This window comes from Pelotomaculum sp. FP, assembly GCF_004369245.1.
Classification (GTDB): Bacteria; Bacillota; Desulfotomaculia; order Desulfotomaculales; family Pelotomaculaceae; genus Pelotomaculum_C; species Pelotomaculum_C schinkii.
The window spans coordinates 1-16,536 of record NZ_QFGB01000077.1 but is presented as its reverse complement, the minus strand read 5'-3'; the positions used below and the strand labels follow the sequence as shown (position 1 = coordinate 16,536).

14 protein-coding genes, 1 pseudogene and 1 other annotated feature are annotated in these 16,536 nt (G+C 54.3%); all 15 genes and pseudogenes read right to left on the bottom strand.

Features of this window, described 5'->3' with window-relative positions:
- The coding region (locus Psfp_RS19295; protein ID WP_192895508.1) for a GTP-binding protein at positions 1 to 331 on the bottom strand (331 nt) is incomplete at its 3' end.
- 60 nt (positions 332 to 391) lie between these two features.
- A complete protein-coding gene (fusA, locus tag Psfp_RS19290) occupies positions 392 to 2,485 on the bottom strand; it encodes an elongation factor G (protein ID WP_134220150.1) in 2,094 nt (697 codons plus the stop codon).
- 13 nt (positions 2,486 to 2,498) lie between these two features.
- A complete protein-coding gene (rpsG, locus tag Psfp_RS19285; protein ID WP_134220149.1) occupies positions 2,499 to 2,969 on the bottom strand; it encodes a 30S ribosomal protein S7 in 471 nt (156 codons plus the stop codon).
- Positions 2,970 to 3,014: 45 nt separating this feature from the next.
- Complete coding sequence (gene rpsL / locus Psfp_RS19280) at positions 3,015 to 3,389, bottom strand: 30S ribosomal protein S12 (RefSeq protein WP_134220148.1); 375 nt, start codon at positions 3,387 to 3,389, stop codon at positions 3,015 to 3,017.
- Positions 3,390 to 3,435: 46 nt separating this feature from the next.
- A complete protein-coding gene (locus tag Psfp_RS19275) occupies positions 3,436 to 3,687 on the bottom strand; it encodes a ribosomal L7Ae/L30e/S12e/Gadd45 family protein (protein WP_134220147.1) in 252 nt (83 codons plus the stop codon).
- Between the two features lie 180 nt (positions 3,688 to 3,867).
- On the bottom strand, positions 3,868 to 7,374 hold the full coding sequence (gene rpoC / locus Psfp_RS19270) for a DNA-directed RNA polymerase subunit beta' (RefSeq protein WP_134220146.1): 3,507 nt from the start codon (positions 7,372 to 7,374) through the stop codon (positions 3,868 to 3,870).
- 243 nt (positions 7,375 to 7,617) lie between these two features.
- Complete coding sequence (gene rpoB / locus Psfp_RS19265; protein ID WP_192895541.1) at positions 7,618 to 11,052, bottom strand: DNA-directed RNA polymerase subunit beta; 3,435 nt, start codon at positions 11,050 to 11,052, stop codon at positions 7,618 to 7,620.
- A gap of 453 nt (positions 11,053 to 11,505) precedes the next feature.
- Positions 11,506 to 11,883 (bottom strand): 50S ribosomal protein L7/L12, encoded by a 378-nt coding sequence (gene rplL / locus Psfp_RS19260; RefSeq protein ID WP_134220144.1) that lies wholly within the window; start codon positions 11,881 to 11,883, stop codon positions 11,506 to 11,508.
- Between the two features lie 41 nt (positions 11,884 to 11,924).
- Complete coding sequence (gene rplJ / locus Psfp_RS19255) at positions 11,925 to 12,452, bottom strand: 50S ribosomal protein L10 (RefSeq protein ID WP_134220143.1); 528 nt, start codon at positions 12,450 to 12,452, stop codon at positions 11,925 to 11,927.
- Positions 12,453 to 12,712: 260 nt separating this feature from the next.
- Positions 12,713 to 12,848 (bottom strand) — a sequence feature (ribosomal protein L10 leader region).
- A gap of 13 nt (positions 12,849 to 12,861) precedes the next feature.
- A complete protein-coding gene (gene rplA, locus Psfp_RS19250; protein ID WP_134220142.1) occupies positions 12,862 to 13,560 on the bottom strand; it encodes a 50S ribosomal protein L1 in 699 nt (232 codons plus the stop codon).
- Between the two features lie 48 nt (positions 13,561 to 13,608).
- A complete protein-coding gene (rplK, locus tag Psfp_RS19245) occupies positions 13,609 to 14,037 on the bottom strand; it encodes a 50S ribosomal protein L11 (protein ID WP_134220141.1) in 429 nt (142 codons plus the stop codon).
- Positions 14,038 to 14,313: 276 nt separating this feature from the next.
- Entirely contained in the window at positions 14,314 to 14,841 is a 528-nt protein-coding gene (gene nusG / locus Psfp_RS19240; RefSeq protein WP_134220140.1) for a transcription termination/antitermination protein NusG, read from the bottom strand.
- A gap of 60 nt (positions 14,842 to 14,901) precedes the next feature.
- Positions 14,902 to 15,291, bottom strand: coding sequence for a preprotein translocase subunit SecE (gene secE / locus Psfp_RS19235; RefSeq protein WP_134220139.1), 390 nt, complete (start codon positions 15,289 to 15,291; stop codon positions 14,902 to 14,904).
- A gap of 90 nt (positions 15,292 to 15,381) precedes the next feature.
- Positions 15,382 to 15,531, bottom strand: a complete 150-nt coding sequence (gene rpmG, locus Psfp_RS19230) for a 50S ribosomal protein L33 (RefSeq protein WP_134220138.1) — start codon at positions 15,529 to 15,531, stop codon at positions 15,382 to 15,384.
- Between the two features lie 622 nt (positions 15,532 to 16,153).
- Positions 16,154 to 16,536: pseudogene (gene tuf / locus Psfp_RS19225) on the bottom strand (elongation factor Tu); the annotation flags it as partial.

Here is a 16,536-nt window from a genome sequence, read left to right as displayed (position 1 = left end):
CGTCAGCGGCGGATACGACCAGGATCGATCCGTCCATCTGGGCGGCGCCGGTGATCATGTTCTTGATGTAGTCGGCGTGGCCCGGGCAGTCAACGTGGGCATAGTGCCGTTTTTCTGTTTCGTATTCTACGTGGGCGGTGTTGATCGTGATGCCACGGGCGCGCTCTTCCGGAGCGTTGTCGATTTCATCGTACTTTTTGACTGACGCGCCGCCTACGGTTGACAGCACCATGGTGATGGCGGCGGTAAGTGTGGTCTTGCCGTGGTCTACGTGGCCGATGGTTCCGATATTAACGTGGGGTTTGGTACGTTCGTACTTTTGCTTTGCCATTGGTCTTTTAAACCTCCTTGAGATTCTAAACTTGTTACTGTTTTTAGCCGGAAGGAGCCGCTAATTATTACCAATAGCGTGCCCCTGTCTCCTGGCAATAATTCCTTCAGCTATATTATCCGGCGTTTGGGCGTAGTGGCTGAACTGCATTGAGTAGACACCCCGTCCCTGGGTGCGTGACCTCAGGTCGGTCGCGTAGCCGAACATTTCAGCCAGGGGAACAAAGGCGTGGATGATCTGGGCCCCGTTGCGGGGTTCCATTTCCTCAATGCGGCCCCGCCGCGAGTTCAGGTCACCGATAACGTCGCCCATGTACTCGTCGTTCACCGTCACTTCAACCTTCATGACCGGCTCTAACAGGACCGCTCCGGCCTTGCCGGCAGCGCTCTTGAAGCCCATTGAACCGGCAATCTTAAAGGCCATTTCCGAGGAGTCGACATCGTGGTAGGAACCGTCCAGCAGGGTAACTCCCACGTCGACAACCGGAAAGCCCGCCAGGACACCGTTTTCCATGGCTTCCCTGATTCCCGCGTCGACCGCCGGGATGTATTCCCTGGGTACGACGCCGCCGATAATTTTATTGGTGAAAAGGTAGCCTTCCCCAGGCTCCCTTGGTTCAATTTCCAGCGCCACGTGACCGTACTGGCCGCGGCCGCCGGACTGGCGAATAAACTTGCCCTCGGCTTTAACCTTTTTGCGTATGGTTTCCTTGTAAGCCACCTGCGGCCGCCCGACGTTGGCCTCCACCTTGAATTCCCTGAGCATCCTGTCCACGATAATTTCCAGGTGCAGCTCGCCCATGCCGTTGATCAGCGTCTGGCCGGTCTCGACATCGGTGTTAACCCTGAAAGTGGGGTCCTCTTCCGCCAGCTTCTGCAGGGCAATGCCCATTTTCTCCTGGTCCAGCTTGGTCTTTGGCTCGATGGCCACCTGGATTACCGGCTCCGGAAAATCCATAGCCTCCAGGATCACCTGGCTCTTTTCCTCGCACAGGGTGTCGCCGGTGCCGGTCGACTTCAAGCCCACGGCCGCCACGATATCGCCGGCAAAAACCTCGTCGATATCTTCACGGTGGTTGGCGTGCATCCTCAAGATGCGGCCGATCCTCTCCTTGCGCCCCTTAACTGAGTTGAAAACGTATGAGCCGGTCTTTAACTGGCCGGAGTAGACCCGAAAGAAGGTCAGCTTGCCCACATAGGGGTCAACTGCAATCTTAAAGGCCAGGGCTGCGAATGGCTCATCGTCCCTGGCCGCGCGCTCTTCCTCTCCGCCGTTTTTAGGGTTTGTGCCCCGGATGGGCGGTATGTCGGTCGGCGCGGGCAGGTAATCCACAATCGCGTCTAAAAGCGGCTGCACTCCTTTGTTTTTAAAGGCGGAGCCGCATAATACCGGAATCAGTTTTACCGCCAGGGTCGCCTTGCGCAGGCCCTTCATGATTTCTGCTTCTGTGATTTCCTCGTTATTGAGGTATTTCAGCATCAGGTCTTCATCCAACTCGGCTACCGCCTCAATCAGACTGTCCCGCATGGCTTTGGCTTCTTCAGCCATATCCTGCGGGATATCGGTCTCTTCACGGCAAGTGCCAAGGTCGTCCGTGTATATGATAGCCCTATTCCTGATTAGGTCGATGACTCCCCGGAAGTTGTCCTCCGACCCGATGGGTATCTGCAGAGGCGTCGGGTTGGCTCCCAGACGCTCCTTGATCATCTTCACGCCCCGATAAAAATCAGCCCCGACGCGGTCCATTTTATTAATATAGGCGATACGCGGGACACCATACTTGTCAGCCTGCCGCCATACCGTTTCCGACTGCGGCTCAACACCTCCAACCGAGCAAAAAACGGCAACCGCGCCATCAAGCACACGCAGGGAGCGCTCCACTTCAACAGTGAAGTCCACGTGCCCTGGCGTGTCGATGATATTAATCTGGCTATCACGCCATTGGCAGCTGGTAGCGGCGGACGTAATGGTAATCCCCCGCTCCTGTTCCTGAACCATCCAGTCCATGGTCGCTGCCCCGTCGTGAACTTCCCCAATCTTATGCACCCTACCTGTATAAAACAGTATACGTTCGGTGGTGGTGGTCTTGCCGGCGTCGATATGGGCCATGATGCCAATGTTTCTTATTTTGTCTAATGGAAAATGACGCGCCACGAAGAACCCTCCTTTACCACCTGTAGTGCGCAAATGCCTTGTTGGCTTCCGCCATTTTATGCGTGTCTTCTCTCTTCTTAACAGAACCGCCCGTACCGGCCGCCGCGTCCATGATTTCGCCGGCGAGTCTCTCCTCCATAGTATGTCCGGCATGCTCACGGGCATATTTGGTCAGCCACCGGATACCCAGTGTCTGCCTGCGGTCATGGCGAACTTCGATCGGGACCTGGTAGTTGGCGCCACCTACACGGCGGGCCTTCACCTCGAGCACCGGCATGACGTTTTTCATCGCTGTTTCAAATACTTCCAGCCCGCTCTTGCCGGTCTTTTCCTGGACGATGTCCAGCGCGCCGTAGACTATTTGTTCAGCCAGGCTTTTCTTGCCGTCCAGCATTACCTGGTTGATCAACTTGGTCAAAACCTTGCTCCGGTAAACGGGGTCCGGTAAAACTTCTATTTTTGGAGCCGCGCCTCTTCTAGGCATATTTTTCCCCCCTTTGCCGTAAAATTTAAGTATCTATAATAAATTTTACTTTTTGGGCCTCTTGGCGCCGTATTTGGAGCGAGCCTTGTTCCTGTTCTGCACTCCCGCGGAATCCAGGGCGCCGCGCACGATGTGATACCTGACGCCAGGTATATCCTTGACCCTGCCGCCTCTTACCAAAACGACCGAGTGCTCCTGCAGGTTGTGTCCAATACCGGGAATGTAGGAGGTAACCTCAACACCGTGGGTGAGTCTGACACGTGCTACTTTACGCAGAGCGGAGTTCGGCTTTTTAGGGGTGGTAGTGTAAACCCTGGTGCAGACACCCCTCTTTTGCGGACACTCCTTCAGGGCCGGAGCCGTGGATTTTTTCGTAGTTTCTTGACGACCGTTGCGGATCAGTTGGCTGATGGTTGGCATATCGATGCACCTCCTTTCTTGCTGCTAAAGTATAGGAAAAATACTATTATTCCTCAACTACGGCTGCCGAAGCGCAGCCCACCTCAATGTGACAGGCCTTGCCCAGCGCCAGCATGGAATCTACCTCGATCACCGGAATACCTTTGGCGGTACTTGCCTGTATAATAGGTTCGATGACATGCCGATCCGCGCCCTGGGCTACGTAAACCACCTTGGCGCGACCTTTTTCAATGGCTTTCAGGGTCTCTTTGGAACCGACCGTTCTTTTCTTGGCTGCCATCAGCCTCTTGTAAGCCATGCCGGCTTACACCTCCCACAGTCCAGACACACTCAAATATCTTATCACTTGATGGAGCCATTGTCAATAATTCCTTCCGCAGGTAAGGGGGCGGGAAGCAGGGGGACGGTTCTTTTGCTTCCTTCCTCCGGGGAGGAAGGAAGCAAAAGAACCGTCCCCCTGCTTCCAAACTGCTTTCTTTTAGAGCGGGGTCTCCAGGTAGAGGGCGTCGCCGGCTTCCGGCAGGGTGTCCTCTTCGTCCAGGTCGACCGTATCCTCATCCACGTTGACGCTGATATTGCGGTAGCGCGACATGCCGGTCCCGGCGGGGACAAGCTTGCCGATAATCACGTTTTCCTTCAAGCCCAAAAGCGGGTCCGTCTTGCCCTTGATGGCCGCCTCGGTCAGCACCCGCGTGGTTTCCTGGAAGGAGGCCGCCGACAGGAATGAGTCTGTGGCCAGGGAGGCCTTGGTGATACCCAGAAGCACCGGCTTGGCCGTTGCGGCTTCTCCTCCGTTGGCCAGAGCCTTGTTGTTCTCTTCCTCGAACTCGAAGATATCGATCAGCCCGCCGGGCAAAAGGTCGGTGTCGCCGGGCTCTTCTATTTTCACCTTGCGCAGCATCTGACGGATCATTACTTCGATATGCTTATCGTTGATATCCACGCCCTGCAGGCGGTACACCCGCTGCACTTCCTGGAGCAGATAAACCTGCACCCCCTGCACGCCTTTGATTTTTAATAGATCGTGCGGGTTGACGGAACCCTCGGTAAGTTCATCACCGGCATATACATGCTCGTTGTCCCTTACTTTGAGACGGGCGCCGTAGGGCACCTGGTAGACGGTCTTTTCGCCGTCATCGCCGGTGACCTCAATTTCCCGGCGGCCCTTGACTTCACGCACGGCAATTACACCGTCGGTCTCGGCTACAATGGACTGGCCCTTGGGCCGGCGGGCTTCAAACAACTCCTCTACACGCGGCAGACCCTGGGTGATATCGTCCCCGGCCACACCGCCGGTATGGAAGGTGCGCATGGTCAACTGGGTGCCCGGCTCGCCGATGCTCTGGGCGGCAATGATGCCCACCGCCTCCCCTATATCCACCTTGCGGCCGGTGGCCAGGTTGCGGCCGTAGCACTTGATGCAGACCCCAAAACGGGTCCGGCAGGTTAAAACCGAGCGGATTTTAACTTTTTTGATGCCGGCCGCCAGGATCCTCTGCGCCTGTTCTTCAGTGATTTCCGTGTCGGCTTGGGCCAGTACTTCACCGGTTTCGGGATGCTTGATATCTTCAAGCGCCACCCGTCCGATAAACCTGTCCTCCACCTTTTCAATAACCTCTGTGCCGTCCTTGATTTCCATTACCTCGATGCCCTGGGTGGTGCCGCAATCGACCTCGCGGACGATTACGTCCTGGGCCACGTCCACCAGCCGGCGGGTGAGATATCCGGAGTCGGCGGTCCGCAGCGCTGTATCGGCCAGACCTTTCCTGGCGCCGTGCGTGGAGATAAAGTACTCCAGTACGGTCAAGCCTTCCCGGAAGTTGGCCTTAATGGGCAGGTCGATAATCCGCCCGGAGGGGTCGGCCATCAGGCCGCGCATGCCGGCCAGCTGGCGGATCTGCTGGATGTTGCCGCGAGCCCCGGAGTTGGCCATCATGTAGACCGGGTTGAACCGGGCAAGGGTCGTAATCAAGGCGTTGGTCACGTTTCTGGTGGCTTCGTTCCAGATCCCGATCACGGTGCGGTAGCGCTCGTCGTCGGTAATCAAGCCGCGCCGGTACTGCGTTTCCACTTTTTCAACAGTCTGCTCGGCCTCTTTGAGAATTTCTTTTTTAGCCTCGGGAATAGTGATGTCCTGGATGCCAATGGTGACACCGGCCCTGGTGGCATAGGTGAAGCCCAGCTTCTTGATCCCGTCCAGGAGCTGGGTGGTTTCCGAGAAACCCAGCTTGCGGTAGCAGTCGTCGACGATCCTGCTTAAGACCTTTTTCTCCGCCACCTGGTTGATAAAGCCCAGTTCCCTGGGAATTACTTCATTAAATATCACCCTGCCCACCGTGGTTTCCATCAGGCCCAGCCCGTCGAGGCGGACCTTGATTTTGGCGTGCAGAGAGACGCATTTATTTTCATAGGCCATCACGGCCTCGTCACTGCTTTTAAAACACATGCCCTCGCCCAAATCATTCTCCCGCTCCATGGTCAGGTAGTAGCTTCCCAGCACCATGTCCTGGGTTGGAACCGCAACCGGCTTCCCGTCCTTGGGGTTCAAGATGTTGTTGGCCGACAGCATCAAAAGCCTGGCTTCGGACTGCGCCTCGGCCGACAGGGGCACGTGCACCGCCATCTGGTCACCGTCGAAGTCGGCGTTGTAAGCGGTACAGACCATCGGGTGAATCTGGATGGCCTTGCCTTCTACCAGCACCGGCTCAAAGGCCTGAATGCCCAGGCGGTGCAGGGTGGGAGCGCGGTTTAACAGCACCGGGTGCTCGTAAATGACTTCTTCAAGGACGTCCCAGACCTCGGGCCGCACCCGCTCAACCATTCTCTTGGCGCTTTTGATGTTGTGGGCGAAGCCTTCATTGACCAGGCGCTTCATAACAAAGGGCTTGAACAGTTCCAGCGCCATTTCTTTGGGCAGGCCGCACTGGTGTATGTGCAGTTCCGGCCCGACCACGATGACCGAGCGGCCGGAGTAGTCGACCCGCTTGCCGAGAAGGTTCTGGCGGAAACGGCCCTGTTTGCCTTTGAGCATATCGGAGAGCGATTTCAAAGGCCGGTTGCCGGGACCCGTTACCGGGCGGCCGCGGCGGCCGTTATCGATTAAAGCGTCCACCGCCTCCTGCAGCATCCTCTTTTCGTTGCGCACGATAATATCCGGCGCGCCGAGGTCCAAAAGCCTCTTTAAGCGGTTGTTGCGGTTGATCACACGGCGGTAGAGGTCGTTTAAGTCTGAGGTGGCAAAACGGCCGCCGTCCAGCTGCACCATGGGGCGCAGTTCCGGTGGAATGACCGGGACCACGTCCAGGACCATCCACTCCGGCCGGTTGCCCGATTTGCGGAAGGCTTCGACCACCTCCAGGCGGCGGATCGCCCGAATCCTGCGCTGTCCCGTGACCTCTTTGAGTTCATGGCGCAGTTCGTAGGCCAGCTCCTCCAGGTTGATTTCCTCCAGGAGCTTCTTAACAGCCTCGGCGCCCATGCCGGCTTTAAAGGCCGCGCCGTATTTTTCCCGGTTTTCGCGGTACTCGGACTCGGTCAGGAGCTGTTTTTTAATCATTCCGGTTTCACCGGGGTCTGTTACTATATAGGAAACAAAGTAGAGGACCTTTTCCAGCGCCCGCGGGGACATATCCAACAGCAGCCCCATGCGGCTGGGAATGCCCTTGAAGTACCAAATATGTGACACCGGAGCCGCCAGTTCAATGTGGCCGAGCCTCTCGCGGCGGACCTTGGAGCGGGTCACCTCTACACCGCACCGGTCACAGATGACCCCTTTATAGCGGACCCGCTTATACTTGCCGCAATGGCATTCCCAGTCCCGCGTGGGTCCGAAAATGCGCTCGCAGAATAGCCCGTCTCTTTCGGGCTTGAGCGTACGATAGTTGATAGTCTCGGGCTTTTTGACCTCGCCGCTGGACCAGGCAGTGATTTGTTCGGGAGAGGCAAGGCCAATCCGGATCCGTTCAAAGTGGTTTAAATCTATCAAAAAGGACGCCTCCTTTTCAGTCGTCGGTCGTTAGACGTCGGACATCGGTATATCCTGCATTCCTTTTGGGCCGAAAACCATGATACTTACTAAAATGCAGGTGCGATTTCAATCGCACAAAAACTGCGTAGCAGTTTAAGGGATTACTACTGCATATCTTTAGGGCATTGCGAATGAATTCGCACCTGCATTTTGGGGCGCGGGTCGTGGGTCTTTTTCTCACGTCCCGCGTCTCACGTCTATTTAATCCAGGTCTTCGTCGAGATCAAAATCTTCGTTCAGGAAGTCCTCGTTGAACTCGTCGTCCTCGGAGATTTCAGTATCGGTATCGGCTTCGCCTTCTTCTTCCTGTTCATCCACTGGGGTATCGTCCGACTGGATATCTATGCCAAGTTCCTTGGCGGTCTCGGTGATATCTTCTTCTACTTCTTTAATCTCTATTTCCTTGTTTTCTTCGGAGAGGACCTTGACGTCCAGCCCCAGGCTCTGGAGTTCCTTGATCAACACTTTAAAGGACTCCGGGACACCCGGTTCCGGCACGTTTTCTCCCTTGACGATGGCTTCGTAGGTTTTGACCCGCCCGACCACGTCGTCCGATTTGACGGTGAGGATTTCCTGCAGGGTGTAGGCCGAACCATAGGCTTCCAGCGCCCACACTTCCATTTCTCCAAAGCGCTGTCCGCCGAACTGGGCCTTGCCGCCCAGGGGCTGCTGGGTGACCAGGGAGTATGGCCCGGTGGAACGGGCGTGAATTTTGTCGTCCACCAGGTGGGCAAGCTTCAGCATATATACATAGCCAACCGTGACCGGATTGTCAAAAGGCTGCCCCGTGCGCCCGTCAAACAGGGTCATTTTGCCGTTTTCGGGGAGATCCGCTTTTTTGAAGAATTCCTGAATGTCCTTTTCAGAAGCTCCGTTAAAGACCGGCGTAGCGATGTGATAGCCCAAAGTCTTGGCCGCCCAGCCAAGGTGAGTCTCCAGGACCTGTCCAATGTTCATCCGTGACGGAACGCCCAGCGGATTTAAAACGATCTCGATCGGAGTCCCGTCCGGCATAAAGGGCATATCCTCTTCCGGCAGGATGCGGGCGATGACGCCCTTGTTGCCGTGCCGGCCGGCCATTTTATCCCCTTCCGATATTTTTCTTTTCTGGGCGATATAGACCCGCACCAGCTGGTTCACTCCGGGGGGGAGTTCATCCCCGTTGTCACGTGAGAATACCTTGACGTCAACTATTTTCCCGGCCTCGCCGTGCGGCACCCGCAGGGAGGTATCGCGCACTTCCCTGGCTTTTTCGCCGAAGATGGCCCGCAGGAGCCGCTCTTCCGCGGTCAGTTCCGTCTCTCCCTTAGGGGTAACCTTGCCGACCAGGATGTCGCCGGGCCTGACTTCGGCGCCGGGCCTGATGATGCCCCGGTCATCCAGGTCTTTTAGAATTTCCTCACCCACGTTCGGGATGTCCCTGGTGATTTCCTCGGGACCCAGTTTGGTATCGCGGGCGTCGCACTCGTATTCCTCTATATGAATGGAAGTGAAAAAATCTTCTTTAACTGCCTTCTCGCTGACCAGGATGGCGTCCTCATAGTTGTAGCCCTCCCAGGGCATGAACGCCACCAGGATATTGCGGCCCAGGGCCAGCTCGCCGTACTCTGTGGATGGACCGTCGGCGATAATCTGGCCTGCTTCCACCTGCTGGTTCCGCCGCACAATCGGCTTCTGGTTGATGCAGGTACCCTGGTTGGAACGGGTAAATTTTAAAAGTTTGTAGCGGTCAAGCGCGCCGCTTTGCGTCCTGATTTCGATATCGTTGGCAGTTACCCTTTCCACTATGCCGCTATTCTTGGCAATGACCACGACCCCGGAATCACGGGCGGCCTTGTACTCCACCCCGGTGCCGACCAGGGGCGCCTGTGCTTTCAGTAGAGGCACGGCCTGCCGCTGCATGTTGGCGCCCATCAGGGCCCGGTTGGCGTCGTCGTGCTCCAGGAAGGGGATCAGCGCCGTGGCGATGGAAAAGACTTGTTTGGGTGAAACGTCCATATAGTCGACCCTGTCGGGAGGGACAACTACGATATCCGGGTTGCGGGCGTTGACCCGGTTGCCGATAAACCAGCCGTCCTCGTCCAGGAGGGCGTTGGCCTGGGCAATCACGATGCCTTCCTCTTCGTCTGCAGTGAGGTAGTGGATCTCGTCGGTGACTTTCTTGTTTTCCTTGTCGACCTTGCGGTACGGAGTCTCAATAAAACCAAATGAGTTGATGCGCGCGTACGTGCTGAGCGAGCCGATCAACCCGATGTTGGGACCTTCAGGGGTCTCGATCGGGCACATCCTGCCATAGTGAGAATGGTGCACGTCCCTGACCTCAAAGCCGGCCCTTTCACGGGAGAGCCCGCCCGGGCCCAGCGCGGAGAGGCGGCGTTTATGAGTAAGCTCGGCCAGCGGGTTGGTCTGGTCCATGAACTGGGACAGCTGGCTGGAGCCGAAAAATTCTTTGATCGCGGCTACTACCGGGCGGATGTTGATCAGCACCTGGGGAGTGATCACGTCCACGTCCTGGATGGTCATCCTTTCTCTGACCACCCGTTCCATCCTCGACAGGCCGATGCGGAACTGGTTCTGCAGCAGCTCGCCGACAGAGCGCAGCCTGCGGTTGCCCAGGTGGTCGATATCGTCGACTTTACCCTCGCCGTTCATGAGCCCTAAAAGGTAGCGCACGGCTTCTATGATATCTTCCCTGGTCAGTTCCCTGATGAAGTCGCGGTCCTTGGGAACTTCTTTCTTTAAAAACTCGTCATACTCGGTTTCCCCATCGGCGTTTTCACCGTAACGGTAAAGTATGCCGTGCTTTAATTTCTTCTGTAGTTTATAACGGCCTACGTTGGCCAGGTCGTAACGTTTGGGGTCGAAAAATAGGGCGGACAACAGGGAACGGGCGCTGTCCACGGTGGGAGGCTCCCCGGGCCGGAGGCGCTTGTAGATTTCTACCAGGGCTTCTTCCTCGGTGTCGGTGTTGTCCCTGGAAAGCGTCTCCTGGATGTTATTGTCCCCGTCGAACAACTCTGTAATCATGACGTTGGAACTGTAGCCCAAGGCCCGGATCAGGACCGTGGCAGGGACCTTCCTGGTACGGTCGATCCTTACAAAAATGTGGTCGTTCACGTCTGTCTCAAACTCCAACCAGGCGCCGCGGTTGGGTATAATAGTGGCGGTAAACAGCTTCTTGCCGCTGGGGTCGATGGACTCGGCGTAATACACACCGGGAGAGCGGACCAACTGGCTCACGATAACTCTTTCCGCCCCGTTAATGATAAAGGTGCCCTTTTCAGTCATCAGGGGAAAATCCCCCATGAAAACTTCCTGCTCCTTGACCTCCCCTGTTTCCTTGTTGATCAGCCTGACTTTGACCCGCAGGGGAGCAGCGTAGGTTACGTCTCTTTCCTTGCATTCCTCCACAGAGTATTTAGGCTCACCCAGGGTGTAGTCCAGGAATTCCAAAACCAGGTTTCCGGTAAAGTCCTGGATCGGGGAAATGTCCTGAAAAACCTCCCGCAGGCCCTCCTTCAAAAACCAGCTGTAAGAATTGCGCTGGACCTCAATCAGGTTGGGAAGCTCCAGCACTTCCTTCAATTTGCCAAAGCTATAGCGTACCCCGGGCCCGACTTTTTCCGCATAAGCCATCGCGCGCACCACACCCCCGTATATTTATGGACAGGATAAACTTATGTTTACTAATCCAGACAATGCAAAAGCAAGGCTTTGTAATCTGACAATACCTCGCTTTTGATACATTATGACTATCTAAAATATTATTTCCAGGATACAACCTGGTAATACATTTAATTCCATGTATAAGTAACAAAAAGTATAACCGTACCGTGGTGACATTTTATAATGATAGCACATTAAGCCTGAATTGTCAAAAGATATATTGGAGAAATTATAAAATTTTGGTGGGATTTTAAGCGGGGTGTGCGAATGAATTCGCACCTCCATTTGTTAGGCAACCAGAAACGTTACAGCAGCGAGGCTACCGAGACGCCCTGGCCGGCTGCAGCCTGCAGAGGCGAGGCCTGTCCGGGGAAAAATACCGGCCGGACGGCTCCAATCAGCAGTCCGGCCGTCTCTGAATTCTTATTTAATATCCACGGATGCGCCCACGTCGGTAAGTTTGGCCTTGATAGCTTCGGCTTCTTCCTTGGAGATTTTTTCTTTAACCGGCTTGGGTGCGCCGTCAACCAGATCTTTGGCTTCTTTCAAACCAAGGGCGGTAATTTCCCGGACAACCTTGATCACGTTGACCTTCTTGTCGCCTACGGCGGTGAGAATGACGTCAAATTCGGTCTGTTCTTCTACCGCTGCCGGCGCGGCGGCAGCGCCCGGGGCGGCGGCCACGGCCACGGGGGCGGCGGCGCTTACGCCGAATTCCTCTTCAAAAGCTTTGACCAGTTCGGCCAGTTCCAGAACGGTCATACCCTTAACGGCTTCGAGAATCTCTTGGACTTTAGACATATTTTTGTAAACCTCCTGAAATTTTAATGTATATGTTCATGCTACGCTTCGCCGGCCCGCTGCTTGCGAACAGCTTCCAGGGCATAGACGAAATTGCGCAAGGTCCCCTGCAGGACTCCTGCAAAACCGTAGAGCGGGGCTTGCATACTGCCCAGCACCTTGGCCAGAAGCACTTCCCGCGAGGGCAGGTCGGCCAGTTCCTTGACAGCCTTGGCGTCAATCACCTTACCATCCAGCACTCCAGCCTTGATCTCCATCTTTTTGGCTTCACGGATAAAATCTGCCAACACTTTGGCGGGGGCAACCGGGTCACTGCTGAAGGCAATCCCAACCGGACCTTCCAGAAATGGCTCCAGGGCATCCAGTCCCTGTTTTTTCACCACCAGACCCACCAGAGTGTTTTTGGCCACTTTAAATTCACAGCCGGCTTCACGCAGGCGGCGGCGAAGGCGTGTCGCTTCAGCCACGTTCAACCCGCGGTAGTCCGCCAGGATGGCAACCTTGGCACTGTCAAATTTTTCCTTTAACTCTTCAATGATGACTTCCTTTTCAGCTTTGCTAATAGGCACTTTTCTAAAAACACCTCCTTTCGAAAAGTCGTAAGGCGTAGGGCATAGGGCATAGGGCGTAGGTATATTCTGCATTTCTTTGGGGTCTTGTGCGAATGAATTCGCACCTACATTAACTCAATCTTAGATCCTGCCAGTTTTCCTACGGCTTACGCCTGACCAACAAGGGATGCAGTATGAGCCTACGCCTGACCAATGAGAAATGCAGTATAAGACTGCGCCTGACCAGTAAGCAATACCGTGCCAATACCCTATAAGTCTGCGTCAACTAAAACGGGCCTCTATAGACACAGAGGCCCCTCGTTTTTACAAACACAAGGTAGTTCAGGCCTCGGCTGGCGGCGGTGAGCCATTATGCTAAGCACCAGCGGTCTACAGCTTTTATGTTGTAATTTATATTGGGCACGCTTTAAGCGGTTATTTTCTGGGTATTAACCTTCACGCCGGGTCCCATTGTAGACGATACCGAAATGCCTTTGAGGTACTGTCCTTTGGCGGCGGCAGGCTTGGCGCGGATCAGGGTGTCAATCAAGGTGCGCAGGTTTTCCAGCAGCTTATCCGTGTCAAAGGAAACCTTGCCGATGGGGGCGTGAATGTTGCCGGCTTTATCTACCCGGTATTCAATTTTCCCCGCCTTGACTTCCTGTACCGCCCTTACTATATCAAAAGTAACCGTGCCGGTCTTGGGGTTGGGCATCAGGCCGCGGGGACCCAGGATCCGTCCCAATTTACCGACGTTACCCATCATATCGGGGGTAGCGATGGCCACATCGAACCCCAGCCAACCCTCTTGCTGAATTTTGGCCACCATGTCCTCGGCTCCGACAAAGTCAGCGCCGGCATCTTCAGCTTCCTTAGCTTTATCACCCTTGGCAAATACCAGCACAGTCCTGGTCTTACCAGTGCCGTGAGGCAGTACAACAGCGCCCCTCACCTGCTGGTCGGCGTGACGGGGATCGACTCCCAGCCTTACGGCTACTTCAACGGTTTCGTCAAATTTACCTGGAGCTATTTTCTTTACCAAAGCGAGCGCCTCAGCAGCTTCATAAACAACGCTGGGGTCAAGCTGCTTGGCGGCTTCCGTATACTTCTTGCCGTGTTTCGGCATGCTTCCAACCTCCTTGTGGTGTTAACGGAAACGCTTCCTCCCACCTTATTATCCCTCAATGATGTCAATACCCATACTGCGGGCTGTGCCCTCAACCATCCTCATTGCAGCTTCAATATCGGCCGCATTCAGATCGGGCATTTTGAGCTCGGCAATTTCGCGCACCTTGGCGCGGGGAAGCTTGGCTACCTTTTTCTTGTTGGGTTCCCCGGACGCAGTTTCCAGACCTGCTGCTTTCTTGAGCAGTACCGCGGCAGGCGGGGTTTTGGTGACAAAGGTAAAGGAACGGTCTTCATAAACGGTGATTTCCACCGGGATAATCAGGCCAGCCTGAGCGGCAGTGCGCTCATTGTATTCCTTGACAAAAGCCATAATATTAACCCCATGCTGGCCCAGAGCCGGACCCACCGGAGGAGCTGGAGTCGCTTTTCCTGCCGGAACCTGAAGCTTGACGATGGCTGATACTCTTTTTGCCATTAGCTGTCACACCTCCTTTCGAAAAACGTGAGTCGTGAGACGTGGGACGTGAGTCGTAGGTATGCATGCATTCCTTGTAAGCTATGCTATATGTTCATGATAAAATACTGCATTACCCCGGTACGTCGTAAGCCGTAGGGCGTAAGGCGTATTTTATGCTGTATTCCCCAAGGTCGGGCATAAGGCGTAAAGCGTATTGTATACCGTATTCCTTTGGGGCCAAAGATTTGTGCGAATGAATTCGCACCTGCATTGCCGGGTGTCTTGAGTTTGCTTTTAGGAGATTTTTTCTACCTGGGTGAAGTCGAGTTCAATCGGGGTTTCACGGCCAAACATGGATATGATAACACGTATTTTAGCCTTCTCCACGTTGATATCGTCAATTGCGCCGATAAAGTTCTCAAACGGACCGCTAATCACGCGGACGTTCTCACCCATGCTGAAATTAACGCGGGTCCGGATTTCCTCCCCGCCCAACTGCCGGATAATCTGCCTGGCCTCACCCTCGTCCAGCGGGATCGGCTTCGAGCCGGAGCCGACAAAGCCGGTAACACCGGGAGTATTACGGACAACATACCAGGAGTCATCGGTCATAAACATTTCCACAAGGACATAGCCAGGGAAGATCTTACGCTTGGAGATCTTTTTCTTGCCGTCCTTCATTTCAATTTCGTCTTCCATCGGGACCAGAATACGAAAGATTTTTTCCTCCATATTCATGGACTCAATACGCTTTTCAAGGTTGGCTTTTACTTTGTTCTCATAGCCGGAATAGGTATGAACAACATACCACAACTTCTCCATAAAATACAAGGGACCCATTTGGTAATGTTAGGTCCCTCACCCCCTCAGCAGATAATATCTTTAAAGAAGAAAATTGAGCACAAAACTCAATGCTGAGTCGAAGAGCCAGATCAGGACTCCAACTGCCACAACTGCTACTACAACAACTGAGGTGTATATGATTATCTCCCGGCGATTAGGCCAGTGCACCTTTTTGAGCTCGTTAAGCGTTCCCTTAAAAAACTTCTGCACCTGCTCGAGGCGATTGACCTGCTCCTTTTTAGCCGGCAAGTCTTTCTTGGCGGGAGGCTCTTTTTTGGCGATCTCTTTTTTTTCTTTGTTCAAGACGATATCTCTTTTGGCTATATCCTTCCCGGATGTATCCTTTCTGTCCAGACCATCCCGCTTAACTGTGTCTTTTTTTGCCTGATCCTTTTTATTGCTGCTGTCCTGCTTCTTCGTAACAGCCATTTTTGCCACGTCCTTATTTTTTTTAAAAAATGTCCCAACACGAGCTATACCTGCGTTGTTCATCCCCGTGGAAAGCGGCTTGTCATGTTGTTACCTGGTCTCCTTGTGCAGGGTATGGGTTTGGCAGAACTTGCAGTATTTTTTCATTTCGATACGGTTAGGGTCATTTTTCTTATTTTTCGCGGTTGTGTAATTGCGACGTTTGCACTCGCTGCAGGCCAATGTAACACCTACTCTCAACGATGCCACCTCCCCCAAAACCAAAAAAAAAATTTATATGCCTTTTTTGTGAATACCTTATCAAATTTAACACAATTAAATATGGATGTCAATAGTTTCCCTGTACGGGAATTGAATAGTAAGGGTAGGTATTGCAGGTATAGTTTTATTTTAACAAACTTCCTGCCTTTTTATACCACCCGATGGGAGGCGAGTTGAGTCGTGAGTCGTGAGACGTGGGACGTGAGTATATACTGCATTCCTTCATGGTCAGGCGTAAGGCGTAATCTTATACTGCAGTCCTTAAGGGTCGGACGTAGGCCATAGGGCGTAGGGCGTATTGTATACTGCACTTCTCTTGGGTCTAAGAATTGGGCGAATGAATTCGCACCTACATTTTTTGGGTATTGCTGTATGCAGTGAACAGCTGTGTAGTTGCCCACGCCGCTATTGCGGCGTCACGTATCATGAAAATACCAGCTGATGTAGGTGCGATTTCAATCGCACAACGGCGCGTCAGCGCCGCACTTGGACATCTAATGGTCGTGGGTCGTGAGACGTGGGTATATGCTGCATTCCTTTGGGGTCTAAAATTTATAAGGCAATGCATTCACGTCTGTCACACGTTCACTTACCGGATTGCTTATTCCCTGACGCCTGTTACAACGCCTGCGCCCACGGTGCGGCCGCCTTCACGGATGGCGAAGCGCAGTCCTTCTTCGATGGCGATCGGGGTGATCAGGTCAATGGAGATCTTGACGTTGTCCCCGGGCATTACCATCTCGACACCTTCGGGCAGGTGCGCCACGCCGGTCACGTCGGTGGTACGGAAGTAGAACTGGGGACGATAGCCGTTGAAAAACGGGGTGTGCCGCCCGCCTTCTTCTTTGGTCAGGACATATACTTCAGCGTTGAATTTCGTGTGCGGCTTGATGCTGCCGGGCTTGGCCAGCACCTGGCCCCGCTCGATCTCTTTGCGGTCCACGCCCCGCAACAGGCAGCCGATGTTGTCGCCGGCCTGGCCGC

What these genes read in the sequence shown, in the direction of transcription:
- rplK (WP_134220141.1), bottom strand. Translation starts at nt 14,037, where the DNA reads ATGGCAAAAAGAGTATCAGCCATCGTCAAGCTTCAGGTTCCGGCAGGA.
- nusG (WP_134220140.1), bottom strand. Translation starts at nt 14,841, where the DNA reads ATGGAGAAGTTGTGGTATGTTGTTCATACCTATTCCGGCTATGAGAAC.
- rpsG (WP_134220149.1), bottom strand. Translation starts at nt 2,969, where the DNA reads ATGCCTAGAAGAGGCGCGGCTCCAAAAATAGAAGTTTTACCGGACCCC.
- rpoB (WP_192895541.1), bottom strand. Translation starts at nt 11,052, where the DNA reads ATGGCTTATGCGGAAAAAGTCGGGCCCGGGGTACGCTATAGCTTTGGC.
- rplL (WP_134220144.1), bottom strand. Translation starts at nt 11,883, where the DNA reads ATGTCTAAAGTCCAAGAGATTCTCGAAGCCGTTAAGGGTATGACCGTT.
- Psfp_RS19275 (WP_134220147.1), bottom strand. Translation starts at nt 3,687, where the DNA reads ATGGCTTACAAGAGGCTGATGGCAGCCAAGAAAAGAACGGTCGGTTCC.
- rplA (WP_134220142.1), bottom strand. Translation starts at nt 13,560, where the DNA reads ATGCCGAAACACGGCAAGAAGTATACGGAAGCCGCCAAGCAGCTTGAC.
- rpsL (WP_134220148.1), bottom strand. Translation starts at nt 3,389, where the DNA reads ATGCCAACCATCAGCCAACTGATCCGCAACGGTCGTCAAGAAACTACG.
- secE (WP_134220139.1), bottom strand. Translation starts at nt 15,291, where the DNA reads ATGGCTGTTACGAAGAAGCAGGACAGCAGCAATAAAAAGGATCAGGCA.